The 20,450-nt window shown below is 54.7% G+C and carries 14 protein-coding genes; 9 read left to right on the plus strand and 5 right to left on the minus strand.

The genetic code is table 11. From position 1 onward, the window contains the following. Window positions 1-6 precede the first annotated feature (6 nt). The 3 genes from OGY13_RS04755 to wzz(fepE) all read left to right on the plus strand — a co-directional run bounded on the left by OGY13_RS04755 (window position 7) and on the right by wzz(fepE) (window position 5,475). On the plus strand, window positions 7-225 hold the full coding sequence (locus tag OGY13_RS04755; RefSeq protein WP_109421421.1) for an MbtH family protein: 219 nt from the start codon (window positions 7-9) through the stop codon (window positions 223-225). Next, window positions 222-4,112: an enterobactin non-ribosomal peptide synthetase EntF gene (gene entF / locus OGY13_RS04760; RefSeq protein ID WP_213753041.1), complete on the plus strand. Its 3,891-nt coding sequence runs from the start codon at window positions 222-224 to the stop codon at window positions 4,110-4,112. Before OGY13_RS04755 ends, entF begins: the two co-directional genes overlap by 4 nt. Before the next feature lie 229 nt (window positions 4,113-4,341). Beyond that, entirely contained in the window at window positions 4,342-5,475 is a 1,134-nt protein-coding gene (gene wzz(fepE) / locus OGY13_RS04765; RefSeq protein ID WP_060682602.1) for an LPS O-antigen length regulator Wzz(fepE), read from the plus strand. Between the two features lie 46 nt (window positions 5,476-5,521). On the opposite strand, the gene fepC is transcribed toward wzz(fepE), so the two are convergent. Genes fepC through fepD form a run of 3 tightly spaced genes read right to left on the minus strand, consistent with a single transcriptional unit; the run spans window position 5,522 to window position 8,312 of the window. Beyond that, a complete protein-coding gene (gene fepC, locus OGY13_RS04770) occupies window positions 5,522-6,319 on the minus strand; it encodes an iron-enterobactin ABC transporter ATP-binding protein (protein WP_167820324.1) in 798 nt (265 codons plus the stop codon). Further along, window positions 6,316-7,308 carry an iron-enterobactin ABC transporter permease gene (fepG, locus tag OGY13_RS04775; RefSeq protein ID WP_186805012.1) on the minus strand — a complete coding sequence of 331 codons (993 nt, stop codon included), beginning with the start codon at window positions 7,306-7,308 and terminating at the stop codon, window positions 6,316-6,318. The genes fepC and fepG overlap by 4 nt, the downstream gene beginning before the upstream one ends. Beyond that, entirely contained in the window at window positions 7,305-8,312 is a 1,008-nt protein-coding gene (fepD, locus tag OGY13_RS04780) for a Fe(3+)-siderophore ABC transporter permease (protein ID WP_003831192.1), read from the minus strand. Before fepD ends, fepG begins: the two co-directional genes overlap by 4 nt. A gap of 109 nt (window positions 8,313-8,421) precedes the next feature. On the opposite strand from fepD, the gene entS reads away from it, so the two are divergent. Beyond that, a complete protein-coding gene (gene entS, locus OGY13_RS04785; RefSeq protein ID WP_003831193.1) occupies window positions 8,422-9,657 on the plus strand; it encodes an enterobactin transporter EntS in 1,236 nt (411 codons plus the stop codon). A 61-nt stretch (window positions 9,658-9,718) separates the two neighbouring features. Here entS and fepB read toward each other — a convergent pair whose 3' ends face one another. Next, window positions 9,719-10,675, minus strand: a complete 957-nt coding sequence (gene fepB, locus OGY13_RS04790; RefSeq protein ID WP_079934792.1) for a Fe2+-enterobactin ABC transporter substrate-binding protein — start codon at window positions 10,673-10,675, stop codon at window positions 9,719-9,721. A gap of 187 nt (window positions 10,676-10,862) precedes the next feature. On the opposite strand from fepB, the gene entC reads away from it, so the two are divergent. The 5 genes from entC to entH are packed head-to-tail and all read left to right on the plus strand — an operon-like array spanning window position 10,863 to window position 15,722. Beyond that, window positions 10,863-12,038: an isochorismate synthase EntC gene (gene entC / locus OGY13_RS04795; protein ID WP_186413619.1), complete on the plus strand. Its 1,176-nt coding sequence runs from the start codon at window positions 10,863-10,865 to the stop codon at window positions 12,036-12,038. 31 nt (window positions 12,039-12,069) lie between these two features. Then, entirely contained in the window at window positions 12,070-13,680 is a 1,611-nt protein-coding gene (gene entE, locus OGY13_RS04800; RefSeq protein WP_186413618.1) for a (2,3-dihydroxybenzoyl)adenylate synthase EntE, read from the plus strand. A gap of 13 nt (window positions 13,681-13,693) precedes the next feature. Then, window positions 13,694-14,551: an isochorismatase gene (locus OGY13_RS04805; RefSeq protein ID WP_003831197.1), complete on the plus strand. Its 858-nt coding sequence runs from the start codon at window positions 13,694-13,696 to the stop codon at window positions 14,549-14,551. Further along, window positions 14,551-15,306: a 2,3-dihydro-2,3-dihydroxybenzoate dehydrogenase EntA gene (entA, locus tag OGY13_RS04810; protein ID WP_137377145.1), complete on the plus strand. Its 756-nt coding sequence runs from the start codon at window positions 14,551-14,553 to the stop codon at window positions 15,304-15,306. Before OGY13_RS04805 ends, entA begins: the two co-directional genes overlap by 1 nt. 2 nt (window positions 15,307-15,308) lie before the next feature. After that, window positions 15,309-15,722: a proofreading thioesterase EntH gene (gene entH, locus OGY13_RS04815; RefSeq protein ID WP_032944336.1), complete on the plus strand. Its 414-nt coding sequence runs from the start codon at window positions 15,309-15,311 to the stop codon at window positions 15,720-15,722. A 38-nt stretch (window positions 15,723-15,760) separates the two neighbouring features. On the opposite strand, the gene OGY13_RS04820 is transcribed toward entH, so the two are convergent. Further along, window positions 15,761-20,098: an autotransporter outer membrane beta-barrel domain-containing protein gene (locus tag OGY13_RS04820; RefSeq protein WP_213753044.1), complete on the minus strand. Its 4,338-nt coding sequence runs from the start codon at window positions 20,096-20,098 to the stop codon at window positions 15,761-15,763. Between the last annotated feature and the right edge of the window lie 352 nt (window positions 20,099-20,450).

Genomic DNA, 20,450 nt, shown 5'->3' on the forward strand with positions numbered 1-20,450 from the left:
TTGAGTATGGAATTCAGTAACCCCTTCGATAATCCGCAGGGCCAGTTTTACATTCTGCAAAATCCCCAGCGTCAGTTTAGCCTTTGGCCGCAGCAGTGCTCGCTTCCTGCTGGCTGGCAAATTGCTTGCGAACCTCAATCCCAGGAAGCCTGCCAACAATGGCTGGAAGCAAACTGGACCACGCTGACGCCCGCGAACTACATCGATGTGCAGGAGGCTCCATGACTCAGCGTTTACCGTTAGTGGCGGCTCAGCCGGGGATCTGGATGGCGGAAAAACTCTCCACATTGCCCTCGGCGTGGAGCGTGGCGCACTACGTAGAGTTAACTGGCGAACTGGACGCGTCGTTGCTGGCGAAAGCCGTTGTGGCGGGCCTGGAGCAGGCCGATACCCTGCGGATGCGGTTTAGCGAAGATAACGGTGAGGTCTGGCAATGGGTGGATTCTGCGCTCGCCTTTGCGCAACCTGAAATTATCGACCTGCGCGCAAAATCAAATCCACATGAGGCGGCGCGTGCGTTGATGCAGGCAGACCTGCAGCAGGACATACGTGCTGATGGCAATAAACCGCTGGTTTTTCACCTGCTTATACAGGTGGGAGAAAAGCGTTGGTATTGGTATCAGCGTTACCATCATTTGCTGGTCGATGGCTTCAGTTTTCCGGCCATTACCCGCCAGATAGCCGCAATTTATCGCGCATGGCTACACGGCGAGCCTACGCCAGACTCGCCTTTTACGCCGTTTGCCGAGGTGGTGGAAGAGTATCAACAGTACCGTCAAAGCGATGCCTGGCAACGAGACGGCGCTTTCTGGAGCGAGCAGCGAAAGCAACTCCCGCCTCCTGCTTCGCTGTCGAACAATCCGTTGCCGGGACGATCGGCCAGCGCGGATATTATTCGTATGAAGTTAACCGCGCCTGAAGGGGCGTTTCGTCGGCTTGCGGCACGTATGCCTGATGTTCAGCGTGCGGATCTGGCCCTCGTGCTGGTGGCATTGTGGCTGGGACGTTTATGCAGCCGAATGGATTATGCCGCCGGGTTTATCTTTATGCGGCGCATGGGGTCGGCGGCGTTGACCTCCACTGGACCGGTTTTAAACGTACTGCCATTTGGTGTGAGGCTGGATGCGGCAGAAAGCTTGCCTGCGCTTGCACAACGACTGGCCGGACAGTTGAAGAAAATGCGTCGGCATCAACGTTATGATGCCGAACAAATCGTTCGCGACAGCGGGCGTGCAGCCGGTGCCGAGCCGCTGTTTGGCCCGGTGCTGAACGTGAAAATATTCGACTATCAGCTGAATATTCCCGGCGTTCAGGCGCAAACCCACACGCTGGCGACAGGGCCGGTGAACGATCTTGAACTGGCGTTATTCCCGGATGAAAACGGTGGGCTGAGTATTGAAATCCTGGCCAATAAACAGCGCTACGATGCAGAAACGCTGGCGCAGCATGCCTCGCGTTTAATCGGGCTTATCGAGCAGTTTGCCGACAATCCGGCGCTATGCTGCGGCGACGCCGGGATGCTGTTGCCAACAGAACATGAGCGGCTGGCGAAGATTAATGACACCACCGTCGAGATCCCGTCCACTACGCTGAGCGCGCTGGTGGTACAGCAGGCCGATAAAACGCCGGATGCCCCGGCGTTGGCCGATGCCCGCTATCAGTTTAGCTATCGCGAAATGCGCCAGCAGGTCGTGGCGCTGGCGAGCCTTTTGCGTGCACGCGGCGTCAAGCCTGGCGACAGCGTCGCCGTGGCATTACCGCGTTCCGTGTTCCTGACGCTGGCGCTGCACGGTATCGTTGAAGCCGGTGCAGCCTGGCTGCCGTTGGATACCGGATACCCGGACGATCGCCTGCGGATGATGCTCGAAGACGCGAAGCCAAAATTGTTGATCGCGACCAATGAGCAACTGGCGCGCTTTAGCGATATTCCTGGGCTGGAAAGTCTGTGCTATGACTCGCCCCTGCCAGCAGAAGATGCTGCTCCGCTGGCACTATCTCAGCCCAATCATACTGCCTATATCATTTTTACTTCCGGTTCTACCGGTAGACCAAAAGGGGTGATGGTTGGGCAAACCGCCATCGTTAACCGTCTGCTGTGGATGCAAAATCACTATCCGCTGACCGCGGATGATGTGGTGGCGCAGAAAACACCGTGCAGTTTTGACGTCTCGGTATGGGAGTTTTTCTGGCCGTTTATTGCCGGGGCAAAGCTGGTAATGGCAGAGCCTGAGGCGCACCGCGATCCGCTGGCGATGCAGCAGTTCTTTGCCCAATATGGGGTGACGACCACGCACTTTGTTCCCTCTATGTTGGCCGCTTTTGTCGCTTCACTGACGCCGGAAACCGCGCGGGAGAGTTGTGCCTCGCTGAAACGGGTATTTTGCAGCGGCGAAGCCTTGCCTGCAGATTTATGCCGTGAGTGGGAACAGTTAACTCATGCGCCACTGCACAATTTGTACGGACCAACGGAAGCAGCGGTTGATGTGAGCTGGTATCCGGCCTGGGGGGAAGACCTTGCTGCTGTAACCGGCAACAGCGTGCCGATTGGCTATCCGGTATGGAATACCGGTTTACGTATCCTGGATGCCATGATGCGCCCGGTGCCTTTCGGCGTGGCTGGTGATTTATATCTGACGGGGATCCAACTGGCGCAAGGTTATCTGGGCCGTCCGGATCTGACAGCAAGCCGCTTTATCGCCGATCCGTTTAACGTTGGCGAACGCATGTACCGTACCGGGGATGTGGCTCGCTGGCTGGAAAATGGCGCGGTGGAATACCTCGGGCGCAGCGATGACCAGCTTAAAATTCGCGGACAACGCATTGAGCTCGGCGAGATTGACCGGGTGATGCAGCAGTTGCCTGATGTCGAGCATGCCGTTGCCCACGCCTGCGTATTCAACCAGGCGGCGGCGACAGGCGGCGATGCGCGTCAACTGGTGGGGTATCTGGTGTCACAATCGGGTTTACCGCTGGATACGTCCGCGTTGCGGGAAAAGCTGCGTGAAAAACTGCCTGCGCATATGGTGCCGACGGTTTTGTTGCAGCTGGCGGAGCTACCGCTTAGCGCGAACGGTAAACTGGATCGTAAAGCGCTGCCGATGCCGCAGTTGACGTCGCGTACTTCCGGGCGCGCACCGCGAGCAGGGACTGAAACCACCATCGCGCAGTCTTTTGCGGCTTTGCTGAATTGCGAGGTGAATGACGTGGCGGCAGACTTCTTTGCGCTTGGCGGACATTCGTTGCTGGCGATGAAGCTGGCGGCACAGTTGAGCCGGGTTTTTGAGCGTCAGGTGACGCCGGGGCAGATTATGGTGGCCTCTACCGTTGAACAACTGAGTGCTCTACTGGAGAGCACTGATGATGAGCAGTCGCAACATATGGGATTTGAGGCACTGCTGCCGCTTCGTGAAAGTCACGGCCCAACGCTGTTCTGTTTCCATCCGGCGTCGGGTTTTGCCTGGCAGTTTAGCGTGCTGTCGCGATATCTCAGCCCGCAGTGGTCGATTATAGGTCTTCAGTCGCCACGACCGGATGGGCCTATGCAGACGGCGGAAAACCTCGACGCGGTATGCGAACATCATCTGGCAACGTTGCTCAGTCAACAGCCTCACGGACCTTACTATTTATTAGGTTATTCGCTGGGTGGGACGCTGGCACAGGGGATCGCCGCACGCTTACTTGCCAGAGGAGAGACGGTTGCATTCCTCGGGCTGTTGGATACCTGGCCGCCAGAAACGCAAAACTGGCAAGAAAAAGAGGCCAATGGGTTGGATCCAGCGGTACTGGCGGAGATCGAGCGTGAACGCGAAGCGTTTCTGGCGGCGCAGCAGGGGAATGCGTCAGAGGCTTTATTTAACGCAATCGAAGGCAACTACGCCGATGCGGTTCGCCTGCTCACCACGGCACACAGCGTGCCGTTTGCAGGTCACGCTACGCTGTTCGTTGCTGAGCGCACGTTAGTACCGGGTGTCAGTCCTGAACGCAGCTGGTTACCGTGGATATCCAGTCTGGATGTTTACCGCCAGGATTGCGCGCATGTTGATATTATTTCCCCTGCCTCATTTGAGGCGATAGGGCCTGTAATAAATGCACTGATTAATAAATCTGTGTAACAAGACGAATATTGCTATCGCGGTGATCGAACAATTCCATAATGTAAATAATATGTTATGGAATTGTTCTTTTTTATGCAATACAAGGTGATGAAAGGGGTGAATAAATTCCGAATATAATTTTTGGTAGGGCGACAAGCACAAAGATTGTTTCGGATAATTCTGACTAGCTGGTAGACTTCTCCCACAGGAATGTTTTTCTTTTAGGAAAGTTTTCAGGTCACGCAACATGTCATCATTAAATATAAAGCAAGATAACGTTTCGGAATTTACTGGGTATCCTCAGCCAACGGCAAACGCAAATGAAATCGATTTAGTGAATCTAATCGAAATCTTATGGCGTGCAAGAACGAAAATTATAGCGACCGTTTTCGCCTTTGCTTGTGTGGGTATTCTGGTCTCTTTTCTGCTGCCACAAAAATGGACCAGTCAGGCCATCGTGACGCCGGCGGAAGCGGTTCAATGGCAGGGATTAGAGAATACGCTGACCAAATTGCGCGTGCTGGATATGGATATTAGCGTTAGCCGTGGTGATGTGTTTAACCTGTTTATCAAAAAATTCCAGTCGCCGTCATTGTTAGAAGAATATCTGCGCTCTTCGCCTTACGTAATGGATCAATTGAAAGGTGCTGATATCGACGAAATGGAGTTGCATCAGGCAATTGTCAGGCTCAGTGAGAAAATGAAAGCGGTTGATACTAACCTGGGTAAGAAGAACGAAACTTCGCTGTATACCTCATGGACACTGAGTTTTACCGCACCTCAGGCCGAAGAAGCCCAGTCAGTGCTGAAGGGATATATCCAGTATATTTCTGCCCTTGTGGTGAAAGAAACGCTGGAAGATATTCGCAATAAATTGTCCATCAAAACCAGTTATGAAAAAGAAAGACTGGAGATGGATCGCGTCAGGCTCAAAAACCAGTTGGAAGCAAATATCCAGCGACTGAACTACTCGCTGGAGATCGCCAATGCCGCCGGGATTAAAAAGCCGGTCTACAGTAATGGCCAGGCGGTGAAGGATGACCCTGATTTCTCTATTTCACTGGGTGCTGACGGCATCGAACGTAAATTAGAAATAGAAAAATCAGTAACGGATGTTGCTGAAATTAACGGTGAATTACGTAATCGCCAGTACCACGTTGAGCAACTGTTAGCGATGAATGTGGGTGACGTAACATTTACGCCGTTTAAATATCAACTTTCACCTTCGCTGCCGGTGAAAAAAGACGGTCCGGCTAAATCAATGATCGTTATTCTGGCCGCATTACTGGGGGGAATGGTGGCGTGTGGTGGTGTTCTGTTGAACCATGCCATGATGTCGCGTAAGCAAAAAATGACGTTTATTGATCAGCAACTGGTGTGATGAATTGTCGTATGGCGGCAAGCTGGCCGCCATACTGTAACGCGTGTTATTTGTTGCGTCCAAGCGGCACCACTAACGGCGTCCCGGCAACCGGATCGTCGATAATCATACAGCGCAGTCCATAGATTTTTTCAATAAGCTGCGCGGTGACGATCTCCTTCGGTGCACCCTCGGCAATAATTTTTCCGTCACGCAGCGCGATCAGGTGTGTTGCATAGCGACAGGCCTGATTCAGGTCGTGCAAAACGGCGGCCAGCGTGTAACCTTTTTCCCGGTTTAGCTCACTCAGCAGTTCCAGCAGATCGATCTGATGACTGATATCCAGCCAGGTGGTGGGTTCATCGAGCAGCATAATCGACGTTTCCTGCGCCAGCACCATCGCAATCCATGCACGCTGACGTTGTCCGCCGGAAAGGGTATCCACACTTTGTGATGCCAGGTGGGTGATACCCGTCGCCTGCATGGCGTTTGAGACCGCAATTTCATCCTCTTGCCGCCAGCGGGTAAACAGCGGCTGGTGTGGGTAGCGTCCGCGGGCAACCAGCTCCTGTACCGTAATATCCCCCGGCGTGGTGGCGTTTTGCGCCAGCAAACCTATTCTGCGGGCGACTTCTTTGCTGGCATAGTGCTGAATATGCTCGCCGTCGAGCCAGACCTTGCCGTGCACGGGCGTCATCAGACGACTCAGCGTGCGCAGTAGTGTTGATTTCCCGCAGCCGTTTGGCCCGATAATCGCGGTGAAATGGCCGTCGGGAATCGACACATTGAGGTTTTCCGCCACGGTAAACTTGCCATAACCCAACGTTAACTGGTCGCCACGCAAACGGGCTACTGATTCGATCATTTTTTGCGGGACTCCTGAATTAACAAGACGATAAGATAAATACCGCCGAGGCTTACGGTGACAACGCCCACCGGAAGCTGATAAGGCATAAACAGCTGTTGGGCGCATAAATCCGCCATCAGCAACAGCAACGCGCCGCACAGCGCCGACAGGGTTAATCCCCAGCGCGATGTACCGCTTATACGTCGCGCGATATGCGGCGCGACAAGAGCAATAAACGAGATAGGACCGGCCAGCGCGGTGGCGGCAGCGGTCAGTACCACCGCAACCAGCATCATCATCAGACGTGAGCGCTCAACGCTGACGCCAAGCGCACAGGCGCTGTCATCACCCATTTCCAGTAAGCGCATCCGGCGTACCAGCAGCGCGGCGCACACCAGCATGATGATAATCAGCGGGGCAGAAGGCCAGGTTTTGGCCCAGGTCAGGCCATTGAGCGATCCGGCGTTCCACAGCCCAGCCGTCAGCGCGGTTTCTAATGATGCTTTCAGCAGTAGCCAGGTGTTGAACGCCACCAGCATGGCGCGAATGCCGATACCAATAATAATCAGCCGGAAGGTGTCGATCCCATTGCGCCAAGCGAGTGCCCAGACCACCAGAGAAGTCAGAATCCCACCCAGCATGGCCGCCAGCGCGATAGCGGTGAGATGCTGTCCGAACAGCACCATTGCCACCAGCACACCGCTCCAGGCTCCGGTATTGAAACCCATCACATCCGGGCTACCCAGCGGGTTACGCATCAGTGACTGAAATACTGCGCCGCTCACACCGAGAGCCGCGCCAATCAATAGCGCCATGAGCACGCGTGGCAAACGCCATTCGGTTACCACCAGCGTAATACTGCGCGGCGCATCGCCGAGCAAGGCGGCAATAATTTGCTGGGTTTCCAGCGTAACAACGCCGCTACGCAGGCTCCACAAACCAATGACGAGACAACCTGCAACCAGCAGCAGGCTGCTGATTATCAGGCGGCGGGAGAGGTGCATCATGCGCCACCTCCGCGCGATTTACGGCGTACCAGAAAGATAAGCACCGGTGCACCGATAAACGCACTGACTACCGACACGCGCAGCTCGCCGGGGACAATCAGGCGACCGATTATATCGGCAATCAGTAACAGAGAAGGCGTTGCCAGTAGGGTTACGGGCAGTGACCAGCGGTGATCCGCCCCCACCAGCCAGCGCGCCATGTGCGGCATCATTAGGCCGATAAAGGCGATAGGACCAACAATCGCGGTCGCACTGCCGCACAGTACGGTAATAACCAGCAGGCCAATAAATTGCGTGCGAGCGACTTTACTGCCAAGCGCGGTAGCGGTGTCGCTGCCGAGACTCAGGCTATTCAGAGCGCGACTGAGAAACAGTGCGACAGCCGCGGCAATCAGTACCGGTACCAGCACAACTTTCAGCGTTTGCAGGCTGCGGATATCCAGTGAGCCGGCTTGCCAGAAACGCAGCTGATCGTAAACGTCCGGGTTGAGCAGGGCGATGCCGGTGGATAATCCTTCCAGCACCGCGCCCAGCGCGACGCCCGCCAGGGTCAGACGTACCGGGCTTAACTGCCCGCCGCCCTGACTACCGGTAAAAGCTACGATCAGCGATGCAGCCAGCGCACCGCAAAAGGCCATCAGCAGCTGTTCTTGCGCAGAGGAAAAGCCGAACAGCGCGGCCCCCAGCACAATAGCGAAGCTGGCGCCGGAGTTGACACCCAGAATGCCGGGATCGGCGAGAGGGTTACGCGTGAGCGTTTGCATTAGTGCGCCAGCCAGGCCCAGCGCACCACCGGCGAGCAGCCCCGCCAGAGTGCGCGGCAAGCGCGCGTCCAGCACGATGGTGCAATCAGCACTTTGACAACTGCCGGTGAGCGCATCCAACACCACGGAGGCAGGTAGCGACTTGGCGCCAATAACCAGACTTAATACCGTGGTGAGAACAAGTAATAACAATAGTCCGGGCACGGCGAAGGCGCGTGTCGCGGAAACAGAGCATGACATATCAACTTCCCTGATAATGATAGTAATTATCGTTATCGATCTTATTTGGATATGTTAGCATGTGCAGCCATCGAATGGATATTGAAAAAGTACCTGGTAAGGCTCTGTAATGAATCGACAATCCTGGCTGCTCAATCTCAGCCTGTTAAAGACCCACCCAGCATTTCGCGCTGTCTTCCTCGCCCGTTTTATTTCCATTGTCTCTCTGGGGCTACTCGGCGTGGCGGTTCCGGTACAGATCCAGATGATGACCCAGTCGACCTGGCAGGTGGGTTTGTCGGTGACGTTGACCGGTAGCGCAATGTTTATTGGCCTGATGGTGGGCGGAGTGCTGGCCGACCGCTATGAGCGTAAAAAAGTGATCCTGCTGGCGCGTGGAACCTGTGGTATTGGCTTTATTGGCCTGTGTCTGAATGCGCTGCTGCCCGAACCGTCGTTGCTGGCGATTTATCTGCTTGGCTTATGGGATGGTTTCTTTGCCTCTCTGGGCGTGACCGCATTGCTGGCTGCGACGCCAGCGCTGGTTGGGCGCGAGAATTTGATGCAGGCTGGGGCGATTACCATGCTGACGGTGCGTCTGGGATCGGTAATTTCACCGATGCTTGGCGGGGTGCTGCTCGCGACTGGCGGCGTGGCCTGGAACTACGGACTGGCGGCGGCGGGAACCTTCATTACCTTACTACCGCTGCTGAGCCTTCCTGCGTTGCCGCCTCCGCCGCAGCCGCGCGAGCATCCGCTGAAATCGCTGCTGGCAGCATTTCGCTTTCTGCTTGCCAGCCCGCTGATTGGCGGCATTGCGCTGCTCGGTGGTCTGTTAACCATGGCGAGCGCCGTGCGTGTGCTGTATCCGGCGTTGGCGATTAACTGGCACATGTCGAGTGCGCAAATTGGCCTGTTGTATGCGGCTATTCCGCTGGGGGCAGCCGTGGGCGCATTGACCAGCGGACAACTGGCGCACAGCGTTCGCCCGGGACTGATTATGCTGGCATCGACCGTGGCTTCATTTCTGGCTATCGGCCTGTTTGGCTTGATGCCCGTCTGGCAGCTTGGTGTGGTTTGTCTGGCGCTGTTTGGCTGGTTGAGCGCGGTCAGCTCTTTGTTGCAGTACACCCTGTTACAGACGCAGACGCCGGAAGCGATGCTCGGGCGAATTAACGGTTTGTGGACGGCGCAAAACGTCACCGGCGATGCGATTGGCGCGGCGTTGTTAGGTGGTCTGGGCGCGATGATGACGCCGGTTGCTTCGGCAAGCGTGAGTGGATTTGGGCTGGTGATTGTCGGTCTGTTACTGCTGCTGCTGTTGGGAGAAGTGCGCCGATTCCGGCAGGTCCCCGTGAATGTCTGATCGCGTTGTGCTCTATAGTTTGTAGGCCGGATAAGGCGTGAGCCGCATCCGGCGCTGAACATTAAAACAGAGCCGACAGACGTTGCAGCAGCAGCGTGGCGCTGTAGTAGTCGAGACGGAAGGTTTCCGTACCCAGGGCGTAAACGCGTTTATTCTGCACGGCTGGCAGATGCGCCAGAAGCGGATTGGCGTAAATAGCGTCGGCATCTTTGCTGTCGCCAGCAAACAGGAACAGCGCTTCGCCGTTCAGGCCTGCCGCCAGGTTCTCACCGCCAAGCTGGATGATATCGTGGCGTTTGCCCTGACTCTGGCTGGTGTGCAAGTTGGCAGGCAGCGTTGCCAGCGTGAACCCTAACTGCTCCATCAGCTTGCCTTGCGCTGACTCAGGCGTCCACAGGTTGGCGCTGTGCGCCGCGGCGGTATATACCAGCGCGCTGACCGGCTGTGGTGGCAGGGTAATATGTTGCTTAACCGCCTGAAGTTGCTTATCAAACTCGGCAATTCGCGCAGCTGCCTGTTGCTCCTGACCGGTAATTTCACCTAACTGGGTCAGCAGCGACTGCCAGCTTTTATCGTCGTAATTAATGATGAGCGTTGGCGCAATGGTGGACAGCTGATCGTATAGCGCGAGGGCAGAATCTCCCCCAGTAGCGCTTACCAGAATCAGATCCGGCATTTGAGCTGCGACGGCCTCGGCGCTCGGTTCGCCGATATACAGGCGGCTCAGTTTGCGTTCTTTTGCTACTTCGCTCCACTGACGTAAAAAGCCCTGCGCATCGCCGATGCGATTGTTCGGCGTAGTGGCACCGCTGGCAATGACCGGGGCATCAATCGCCAGCAGCGAGCCGGTGAGGGTCACGCTGGTGGAGACAATTCGCTGCGGCTTATGCTCCAGCGTATGCGTGCCGCGGCTGTCAGTAACCTGACGCGGCCAGTCGGCGGCGTGACCTGAAGAAATTCCTGAAAGAGATAAACCTGCCAGTAAGAGCACGGTGCGGCAAAAAGAGGGGAGACTCACGAATCGGCTTCCTGTTATCAGCATGAGTAATGCTTCTCATTTTCATTGTTAGCGAGCAAGGATGCAAGCCAAAGTCGCACATTGTGCTACCGCAAGAGTTGACATACCGCCGCTTTACTTTTAGGTTAGCGACCGAAAATATAAATGATAATCATTATTAGAGCCTTTATCATTTTTGGAGGATGATATGGATACGTCACTGGCCGAGGAAAAAACGCAGACTATGCCGACGCTCGCTCCCGACAGTTTTTTCTTTATGTCGCCGTACCGTAGTTTTACGACGTCAGGATGCTTCGCCCGCTATGCGGAACCGGCAATTGATGGCGATTCGCCAGACAGCCCTTTCCAACAGAAAATGAACGCACTGTTTGCTGATGCCAAATCGCAGGGCATCGCGAACCCTGTCATGGTCGGGGCGATTCCCTTTGATACCCGCCAGCCATCATCGCTGTTTATTCCCCAATCATGGCAGAGCTTCTCTCGTACGGCGAAGCAGCAATCATCACGTTACTTTACCGCGCATCAGTCGCTGAACGTCGTTGAACGTAAATCGATCCCGGAACAGGACTTTTTTGAAGATATGGTCGCCCGGGCGGCTGCGCTGACGTCCACTCCGGAAGTCGACAAAGTGGTGTTGTCACGCCTGATCGATATCACCGCCGATGCCAACATTGACAGCGGTGCGCTGCTGGAGCGTCTGGTGGCGCAAAATCCAGCGAGCTACAACTTCCATGTACCGATTGAAGACGGCGGCGTATTGATTGGTGCCAGTCCGGAACTGCTACTGCGCAAAGAAGGCGATCGTTTCAGTTCTCTGCCGCTGGCGGGCTCTGCACGTCGCCAGCCTGATGATGTGCTGGATCGCGAAGCAGGGATCCGCCTGCTGGCGTCTGAGAAGGACCGCCATGAGCACGAACTTGTGACGCAGGCGATGAAAATGGTATTGCGCGATCGCAGCCGTGAATTGCAACTGCCTTCTTCTCCGCAGCTGGTTACCACGCCGACGCTCTGGCACCTCGGCACGCCGTTTGAAGGTAAAGCCAACCCGCAGGAAAACGCCCTGACGCTGGCGTGCCTGCTGCATCCGACGCCTGCGCTAAGCGGCTTCCCACATCATGTTGCGCGCAAGTTTATTGCCGAGCTGGAGCCGTTCGATCGAGAACTGTTCGGCGGCATTGTCGGCTGGTGTGATGCCGAAGGTAACGGTGAGTGGGTAGTGACGATCCGCTGTGCGAAGCTGCTGCGCAATCAGGTACGTTTCTTTGCCGGAGCAGGAATTGTTCCAGCCTCTTCCCCGGTTGCGGAATGGCGTGAAACGGGGGCCAAGCTCTCCACGATGTTGAATGTTTTTGGACTGCATTAAGAGCCTTGTGGACTGGCTTTAAGGAGCAATAATGAGTATTCCTTTCACCCGCTGGCCGGAAGAGTTTGCCCGCAGGTATCGTGAAAAAGGTTACTGGCAGGATTTGCCGCTGACCGACATTCTGACCCGTCACGCCGACAGCGACCATACGGCGATTATTGATGGTGAATGCCATCTGAGCTATCGCCAGCTGAATCAGGTCGCTGACAATCTTGCCTGCAGTTTGCGTTGCCAGGGGATCAAACCCGGCGAAACCGCGCTGGTACAACTGGGCAATGTGGCTGAGCTGTATATCACCTTCTTTGCGCTGCTCAAGCTGGGCGTAGCTCCAGTGCTGGCGCTGTTCAGCCATCAGCGTAACGAACTCAACGCCTATGCCAAACAGATTGAGCCGGCACTGCTGATTGCCGATCGCCAGCATACGCTGTTTAGCGGCGACGATTTTCTTAACGCTTTTGTGGCCGAACACAATTCAGTGCGCGTGGTGTTACTGCGTAATGATGAAGGTGAACACAATCTGCAAACGGCGATAAACCAGCCTGTGACAGATTTTTCCGCCACGCCATCGCCTGCTGATGAGGTGGCGTACTTCCAGCTTTCTGGCGGGACGACCGGGACGCCAAAGCTGATTCCTCGCACTCATAACGATTACTACTACAGCGTGCGTCGCAGCAATGAGGTTTGCCGCTTCACCGGGGAAACGCGTTATTTATGCGCAATCCCGGCGGCGCATAACTACGCCATGAGTTCGCCAGGCGCGCTGGGCGTATTCCTGGCTGGCGGCACCGTGGTGCTGGCGGCTGACCCGAGTGCCACTCTGTGTTTCCCGCTGATTGAACAGCATCAGGTTAACGTCACGGCGCTGGTGCCACCTGCAGTGAGCCTGTGGTTGCAGGCGATTGCGGAGTGGGGCAGTAATGCGCAACTGGCTTCGCTGAAACTGCTTCAGGTCGGTGGCGCGAGACTTTCTGCCACGCTTGCGGCACGTATTCCAGCCGAGATTGGCTGCCAGTTGCAGCAGGTCTTTGGCATGGCGGAAGGGCTGGTGAACTATACCCGTCTGGACGACAGTCCTGAGCGCATCATCAATACCCAGGGTCGCCCGATGTGTCCCGATGATGAAGTCTGGGTAGCAGACGCTGACGGCAACCCTTTAGCCCAGGGAGAGACCGGACGCCTGATGACGCGTGGTCCGTACACCTTCCGCGGTTATTTCAAAAGTCCTGAGCATAATGCCAGCGCCTTTGACGCCAACGGCTTTTACTGTTCCGGCGATCTGATCGCTATCGATCCGGATGGTTACATCACCGTTCAGGGGCGTGAAAAGGATCAGATCAATCGCGGTGGGGAGAAGATCGCCGCTGAAGAGATTGAAAACCTGCTACTGCGCCATCCAATGGTTATCCATGCCGCGCTGGTCAGTATGGAAGACGAACTGATGGGTGAGAAAAGCTGTGCCTGGCTGGTGGTGAAAGAGCCGCTGCGCGCGGTGCAGGTGCGCCGTTTTCTACGCGAACAGGGCATAGCGGAATTCAAATTACCCGATCGTGTTGAGTGCGTTGAGTCATTACCGCTGACTCCAGTGGGGAAGGTAGATAAAAAACAATTACGTCAGTGGCTGGCATCACGTTCACTGGCCTGAAGGAGAAATAGAAATGGCAATTCCTAAACTGCAGGCTTATGCGCTACCAACGGCGCTCGATGTTCCGGTGAACAAAGTCGACTGGGCATTTGACCCTGAACGCGCCGCGCTGCTGATCCACGACATGCAGGATTATTTTATCGGCTTTTGGGGCGATAACTGCCCGATGATGGAGCAGGTCGTCGCGAACATCGCCGCGCTGCGCCAGTACTGCAAAGAGCATAACATTCCGGTGTATTACACCGCTCAGCCGAAAGAACAGAGTGATGAAGACCGCGCTCTGCTCAATGATATGTGGGGACCGGGCCTGACGCGTTCCCCGGAACAACAAAAGATCGTTGAGGCGCTGGCGCCGGATGAAGCGGATACCATTCTGGTGAAATGGCGTTATAGCGCATTTCATCGTTCCCCGCTGGAACAGATGCTCAAGGAAACCGGGCGTAATCAACTGATCATTACCGGGGTGTATGCGCATATCGGCTGTATGACCACCGCAACGGACGCCTTCATGCGTGACATCAAGCCGTTTATGGTTGCCGATGCGCTGGCGGACTTTAGCCGTGACGAACACCTGATGTCGCTGAAATACGTGGCGGGACGTTCCGGGCGTGTGGTAATGACCCAGGAATTATTGCCGACACCGGTCCCGACCAGTAAAGATGCGTTGCGCAGCGTTATTCTGCCGTTGCTGGATGAGTCTGAAGAGCCGATGGATGACGAAAACCTGATCGACTACGGGCTGGATTCCGTGCGCATGATGGCGCTGGCGGCGCGCTGGCGTAAGGTTCATGGTGACATTGATTTCGTGATGCTGGCGAAAAAACCGACCATTGACGCATGGTGGGCGCTGCTCTCCCGCGAGGTGAAGTAATGGCTGGATTTGATTTTGCCGGGAAAACCGTCTGGGTAACCGGCGCGGGTAAAGGGATTGGCTACACCACGGCGCTGGCATTTGCGAATGCAGGTGCTGAGGTGACAGGATTCGATCGCGAATTTCCTCAGGATAACTACCCGTTTGCGACCGAAGTGCTGGATGTGGCGAATGCCGGACAAGTAGCTGAAGTGTGCCAGCGCGTCCTCAAAGCGCGCGAGCGTTTAGATGTGTTGGTCAATGCCGCAGGTATTTTGCGTATGGGGGCCACCGATGCGTTGAGCGCTGAGGAGTGGCAGCAGACGTTTGCGGTTAACGTTGGCGGGGCGTTCAATCTGTTTCAGCAGACGATGGCGCAGTTTCGTCGCCAGCAGGGCGGGGCGATCGTGACCGTCGCGTCGGATGCGGCGCACACGCCGCGTATCGGCATGAGTGCTTACGGCGCGTCAAAAGCCGCGTTGAAAAGCCTGGCGCTGACCGTCGGACTTGAACTGGCGGGCAGCGGTGTGCGCTGTAATGTGGTGTCGCCAGGCTCGACCGACACCGATATGCAGCGCACGCTGTGGGTTAGCGATGACGCGGAGCAACAGCGCATTCGTGGATTTGGCGAACAGTTTAAACTCGGGATTCCGCTGGGGAAAATCGCCCGGCCGCAAGAGATCACCAACACTATTTTATTCCTCGCTTCCGATCTGGCCAGTCACATTACGTTACAGGATATCGTGGTGGACGGCGGTTCCACGCTGGGGGCATGACGATGATCTGGAAGCGTCATTTAACGCTGGATGAACTCAATGCCACCAGTCAGAACACGATGGTGGCGCATTTAGGCATGGTCTATACCCGGCTGGGTGATGATGTGCTGGAAGCCGAAATGCCGGTGGATAGCCGCACGCATCAGCCATTTGGCCTTCTGCACGGCGGCGCATCCGCGGCCCTGGCGGAAACGCTGGGTTCAATGGCGGGTTATCTGATGACCCGCGACGGGCAATGCGTGGTGGGGACGGAACTCAACGCCACGCATCATCGGGCGGTATCGCAAGGGAAAGTGCGCGGCGTTTGCCAGCCGCTGCACCTTGGGCGTCAGAGCCAAAGCTGGGAAATCGTTATCTTTGATGAACAGGGACGACGCTGTTGCACCTGTCGTTTAGGCACTGCTGTGATGGGGTGAAGATAAGCGCGTCGTTTAGACGCGCTTCGTGACACCAGTTACCAGCTATAGCGCAGATTAAAACTCCCGTTGAGATCGCGGTAGTCGTTATTACCTTTCTGACCCGCCGCCTGGACGCTGACGTTCCACTGGCTATTGAGATTCGCCTGAATTCCCACTTTTAGCTCGCTGCGATCGGCAGGAAGATCCTGTTTTACCGTTGCGTTATCAAATGATACGGCCAGATCGTCGGTGGAGTGTAGCCAGTTAATCTCTGCGAATGGCCGGACGGTTGCATCGCCGAATGAAAGCTGGCTATCAATTCGCAGACCAAGACGTGTGGTCCAGCTATCGCCATTTTGCCCGTCTATGCGTGTACCATTTGTCTCAACGCTATCTGCCTCGTAGCGTTGCCAGATAACCTGCGCCTGTGGCGTCAGGCTTACTGTGTTAGCGCTGCTCATATTCATGTCGTAGCGATAACCGCTTTCCAGCGAAATCGCGTGAGCCAGGGAGTCGTAATGCGTTGAACCGGCATTGCCATTCTCGACGCTGTTATTGTAGAAGCCATACTGATACCACGTATCAACATACCAGCCGCGATGTTGCCGGGCATCAGAGAACCAGGTGGCATACGCGCCAAGATTGTAACCGTCGATATCGCCTGTGGCTGTAAACTGACTGCCATCCGCGCCGCGATTTCCGGTGCTGTCGGTACTGCCGTCAAGGTAACTGGCCATCAGGCCAAACGTGATGCTTTGTTGTTCATCGCGCCAGGTTGCAAGGTCGCTGCCAAGCTGAAACTGGGTGTAATCGCTGTCCATGTCGATATTGCCATTTACAGCCGATGTGTCCGTTTTTCCGCCTTTCATTCGCGCCCAGACGCTTCCTTCGGCCGAGCGGTACTGGCTCCCTTCACGATCGAACAGCGTTTGCATCTGCAGGCTACGCGCCAGCCACTGGTTGCCCAGATAAGCGCCTATATCGGCGCGATATTGTGGATTCGATGGGATTACGTCGCTGCCGCTGTCGTCAGGGTCGACAGGTGTCACGTCGCTGCCGCCGTCATCAGGATCAACCGGTGTCACGTCGCTGCCGCCGTCGTCAGGGTCGACAGGTGTCACGTCGCTGTCGTCAGGATCGATCGGGGTGATGTCATCATCCGGGTCATCAGGCGTTTCTGCTTTGGAACGCAAATACCAGCTTTCGTTATCTTCATACAGACGATACTCATACAGCCCGATTTGAATCTGATTGCCAAGAGAAAATGCGTCATCCGATGATATCCCTCCGACGTCGACAATCTCGATACCTTGATCGGTATATGCACCCACGCCATCCACATTATTGATGTAGAGCGTGGTGCTGCCGTTAACATTACCCGAGACAATGAGCTGGTCGGTTGGTGAATTATCATCGCCTAAACTGGCGTTAAGTGAGAGCTGACCGCCGTTGCCCGTGTAGTCGCCGTTGATGATTAACGCATTCCCGGGAGTCGTGCTACTGCTGCGGATTACACCTTGATTGGTTACGTTACCATTAACGATAAACTGGCTATCTGGCGTTGTACGATCACCAAAGCTTAGCAGGCCGACGTTGTTCACAGCACCGTTGATTACCCCGTTACCGCCGAGAGTGGCTCCAGCTTCAACATCGATGCTCTGCTTGCTCCCTTCAGAGCCAATAGCGCCAGAACTAGTCATCCACAGCGTTCCCTGCTGAATGTCTGTGATTCCGCTCCAGGTATTCTTTGCGGTAAGGGTGAGCGTGCCGTCTCCTTTTTTGGTCAGACTTTTACCGTCCCATCCCGTGGTGGCGTTGGGTGAGGTATCTGCAAGCAACCCATTGACGGTAAATGCCTGGCCCGCGTTCAGGGTGAACGTACCGTGTGCAGGCGTAGAGACCGCGGCGGAGTCTCCGGCGTACCAACTGAGCCCCACGCCCAATTCATATTGGGTATTATCAAGGGCATTAACCTGACCAGAAATCGCGATATAGTCGGGCAGGGTATCCGGATCGGTTGAGATCGAAGCGAAATCGCTCACGATTGCGGAGTTGGCATCAATTAGCGTAACCGTGTCGATGTCTGCCAGTTGATTGTTTGAGGTCAGCGCGTTGAGATCCAGCGCATTACCCGAATTGCTGATGTGTAGATCGCCGCCTGGATTAACCTGTCCGCCGGTAATTAGCGGGTTAGCGGACTGACTGGCCAGCGCCGCGGCGCTTAAATCGACGCTGAGAATACTGCTTTCTTTCAGCGTGACCTCATCAGCATGCACAGTGCTGTAAGTTCCGGCTGTGTGGTCTGCCGCCAGCTCAAGGGTTCCTGCGTTGGTCAGCGTCGTGAGCGTGGAATCATCGGTAACCCGCCACTGGCTCTGCTCGGCAAGGTTAAGATTGAGGATTGAATCAATCCCCTGAGCGTTGAAGCTTTCATTAACCGAGGTTGCTCCGGCGAAATAAGAACCCGCGTCCATATTGAGGTTGATATATCCCCAGCCGCTGTTAACGATGTCGCCGGTTATGGTCATTTTTCCTGAGCCACTTACCGTCCCGCCAGGTAGAACATTCCCGCCCGAGGAAACTTTCGGGTTCCAGATGGCAACGCCGCCGTCGGCGATGATGGTGGTATCGCCCGTCAGATTCACGATACCGCCTTCTTGCACCACCACGCCGTAACCACTGCCGTTAGCGCCGGTCATATCAATGGTCAGATTCTCACCATTGATGATGCCTGCATGGGTAAAATCCCCATCGCCGATGGCCCAAAGACCGTAAGGATTTTTACCGCTCATGATGATATCCGTATTGGATATATTGATCGTCGCGCCACTGTATTGGGCTGATGCGCCATAGCCGTTAACCGCGTAGATAGTGTTTCGCTGCTCTGCGGAACCGTTGAAATTTATGGTTGTCGGTGCGCTGTAAGGGGTGTTGGCCACAATACCGTTGGTCGTGTGGCCTGTGGAATTTCTTCCATCAATGCTGCTGCCTTCACCAATGTTGGCGACGGCGGCATGCATGCTGCTCATTAGTGTAAGAGCGGTGGACTGCGCGGTCGTGACGGACAGATTTCTGGCATTGAATTCACTGTATCCTCGGCCGGTCAGGTAAATTGTTGATGCAGTCCCGTTTGCGCTAATGGCGCTGTCTGACCCTAAATCAACCACGCCGCCTTCTATTCGAAGCCCTTCCGTCTTCTGGCCGGTGACGTCAATGGTGAGGTGGTTGGCCTTTACTGTTCCGATGGTATCATCTTTACTGGTTGCCGAATAATCCTCAACAATCATCCCGTATCCTTCGGAGAAACCGTGCACGGTGATGGTGGAATCATTGCCAAAATCCACGTTGCCGCTGATGTTCGCACCCGTACCGGTTGCGGACTCTGTAGAGGTGGTGGAAAGGGTGATATCAAGGTTATCTGCCGTAAAATAACTTTGTGAACCAGAAACAAGTCCATATGCCGTACCTCCAGGCGTTGAGAGCGTAATTGCGCTGTTCTTGCCCAGATTAATTTGGCTGTATTGCCCCTCCTGGATACCATAAATCGTGGTGCCTGTTCCTGTCTCTGATACGGTGAAATCAATGTTCAGCCCGTTCGCGTTAACCTGGGGGTTTTTTCCAAGATAGAGCGCGCTGCCGCCGGCTGTGCCGCTGGTTAATTCTATGCGGCTGTCATCCCCAAAATTGAGCGTGGTACCATTTGCCCAGTATGTGTCGATACCTACAGCCTTACCGGTTGCATCGGTGTTAACCTGGATTAATCCAGCGTTCATGGTTAACGTATTATTGTCGTCATAGAAATAGACACCCGTCGCATTACCATTTTGGGATTCGGTGATAATTTTACTCTTGTTGCCGAAGTTCAGCGTAGTGTTTTCTGTATGAACGTTAATTCCGTAAGCATCTTTTTTACTGATGGTGTTAATTGATATATTCTCGGCGTCTATATTTGTGCCTGGACTGGTGTTGTTAATATAAAGACCTGTGGTTGATGCTGCTTTCGCCGTTCCTGTGTCTGTAACGTTAATCTGTGTACCGGTACCTAAATTATTATTGGCGCTGTTATCAAGTTTTACCCCAATAGAACCACTATCACCGGTAACGTTAATGGTGGTTTTACCATTAATCTGTACGCCTTGCCCCTCAGAGGACAGACTTTCGATACCCGTGGTTCCATCGACTGATGTCACGGTATCGCCATCATTTAAGTTGATGGTTTCACCGCTAAGCGGGCCGTAGTCGCTGGCATGAACGCAATTTGCCGTTAATCCAACTGCCGATAACACCAGGCCTGCGACGGTTGCGCGAACCCGTTGATCGCCCAGCGAGAGTTCTGACGTCACCACAAACATATTTCTCGCGATATTCCAGACGATGCGATAGCATTTATTCATAATTTATATCCTTATACGGCCATCCTGAACAACCTGGCGCTGAAAAATTCTGCTGAATTAATTTTATTTTTATGTGGGGTATTTTGTTATTAAAACTGGTGCTGCAGGTATATTCTTTGTTTTGAAATTGGTGATTAAGGTGAAATAAAGCACTTACTGCATACAAAATCAGGATGGTCTGAATCTCTAAGAGCAATAACCGTTAAGCTGAGAAAGTCAGGTTAATATTGTTAATTAATATCCTTATTAATAATAAAAATATTAAGTGGCACGCTCAGCATCATGCTGAGAGGAGAATTGGATAAAACATAGAGGTGTTGGCACATACTGCGCAATTTTTTCAGTTGTCTCT

The organism is Citrobacter sp. Cpo045 (genome assembly GCF_030332875.1).
GTDB classification, from domain to species: domain Bacteria; phylum Pseudomonadota; class Gammaproteobacteria; order Enterobacterales; family Enterobacteriaceae; genus Citrobacter; species Citrobacter portucalensis.

Coding starts and splice junctions, on each gene's coding strand:
- OGY13_RS04755 (WP_109421421.1), top strand. CDS start 7: ATGGAATTCAGTAACCCCTTCGATAATCCGCAGGGCCAGTTTTACATT.
- entF (WP_213753041.1), top strand. CDS start 222: ATGACTCAGCGTTTACCGTTAGTGGCGGCTCAGCCGGGGATCTGGATG.
- fepC (WP_167820324.1), bottom strand. CDS start 6,319: ATGATCGAATCAGTAGCCCGTTTGCGTGGCGACCAGTTAACGTTGGGT.
- fepG (WP_186805012.1), bottom strand. CDS start 7,308: ATGATGCACCTCTCCCGCCGCCTGATAATCAGCAGCCTGCTGCTGGTT.
- fepD (WP_003831192.1), bottom strand. CDS start 8,312: ATGTCATGCTCTGTTTCCGCGACACGCGCCTTCGCCGTGCCCGGACTA.
- entS (WP_003831193.1), top strand. CDS start 8,422: ATGAATCGACAATCCTGGCTGCTCAATCTCAGCCTGTTAAAGACCCAC.
- entC (WP_186413619.1), top strand. CDS start 10,863: ATGGATACGTCACTGGCCGAGGAAAAAACGCAGACTATGCCGACGCTC.
- entE (WP_186413618.1), top strand. CDS start 12,070: ATGAGTATTCCTTTCACCCGCTGGCCGGAAGAGTTTGCCCGCAGGTAT.
- OGY13_RS04805 (WP_003831197.1), top strand. CDS start 13,694: ATGGCAATTCCTAAACTGCAGGCTTATGCGCTACCAACGGCGCTCGAT.
- entA (WP_137377145.1), top strand. CDS start 14,551: ATGGCTGGATTTGATTTTGCCGGGAAAACCGTCTGGGTAACCGGCGCG.
- entH (WP_032944336.1), top strand. CDS start 15,309: ATGATCTGGAAGCGTCATTTAACGCTGGATGAACTCAATGCCACCAGT.
- OGY13_RS04820 (WP_213753044.1), bottom strand. CDS start 20,098: ATGAATAAATGCTATCGCATCGTCTGGAATATCGCGAGAAATATGTTT.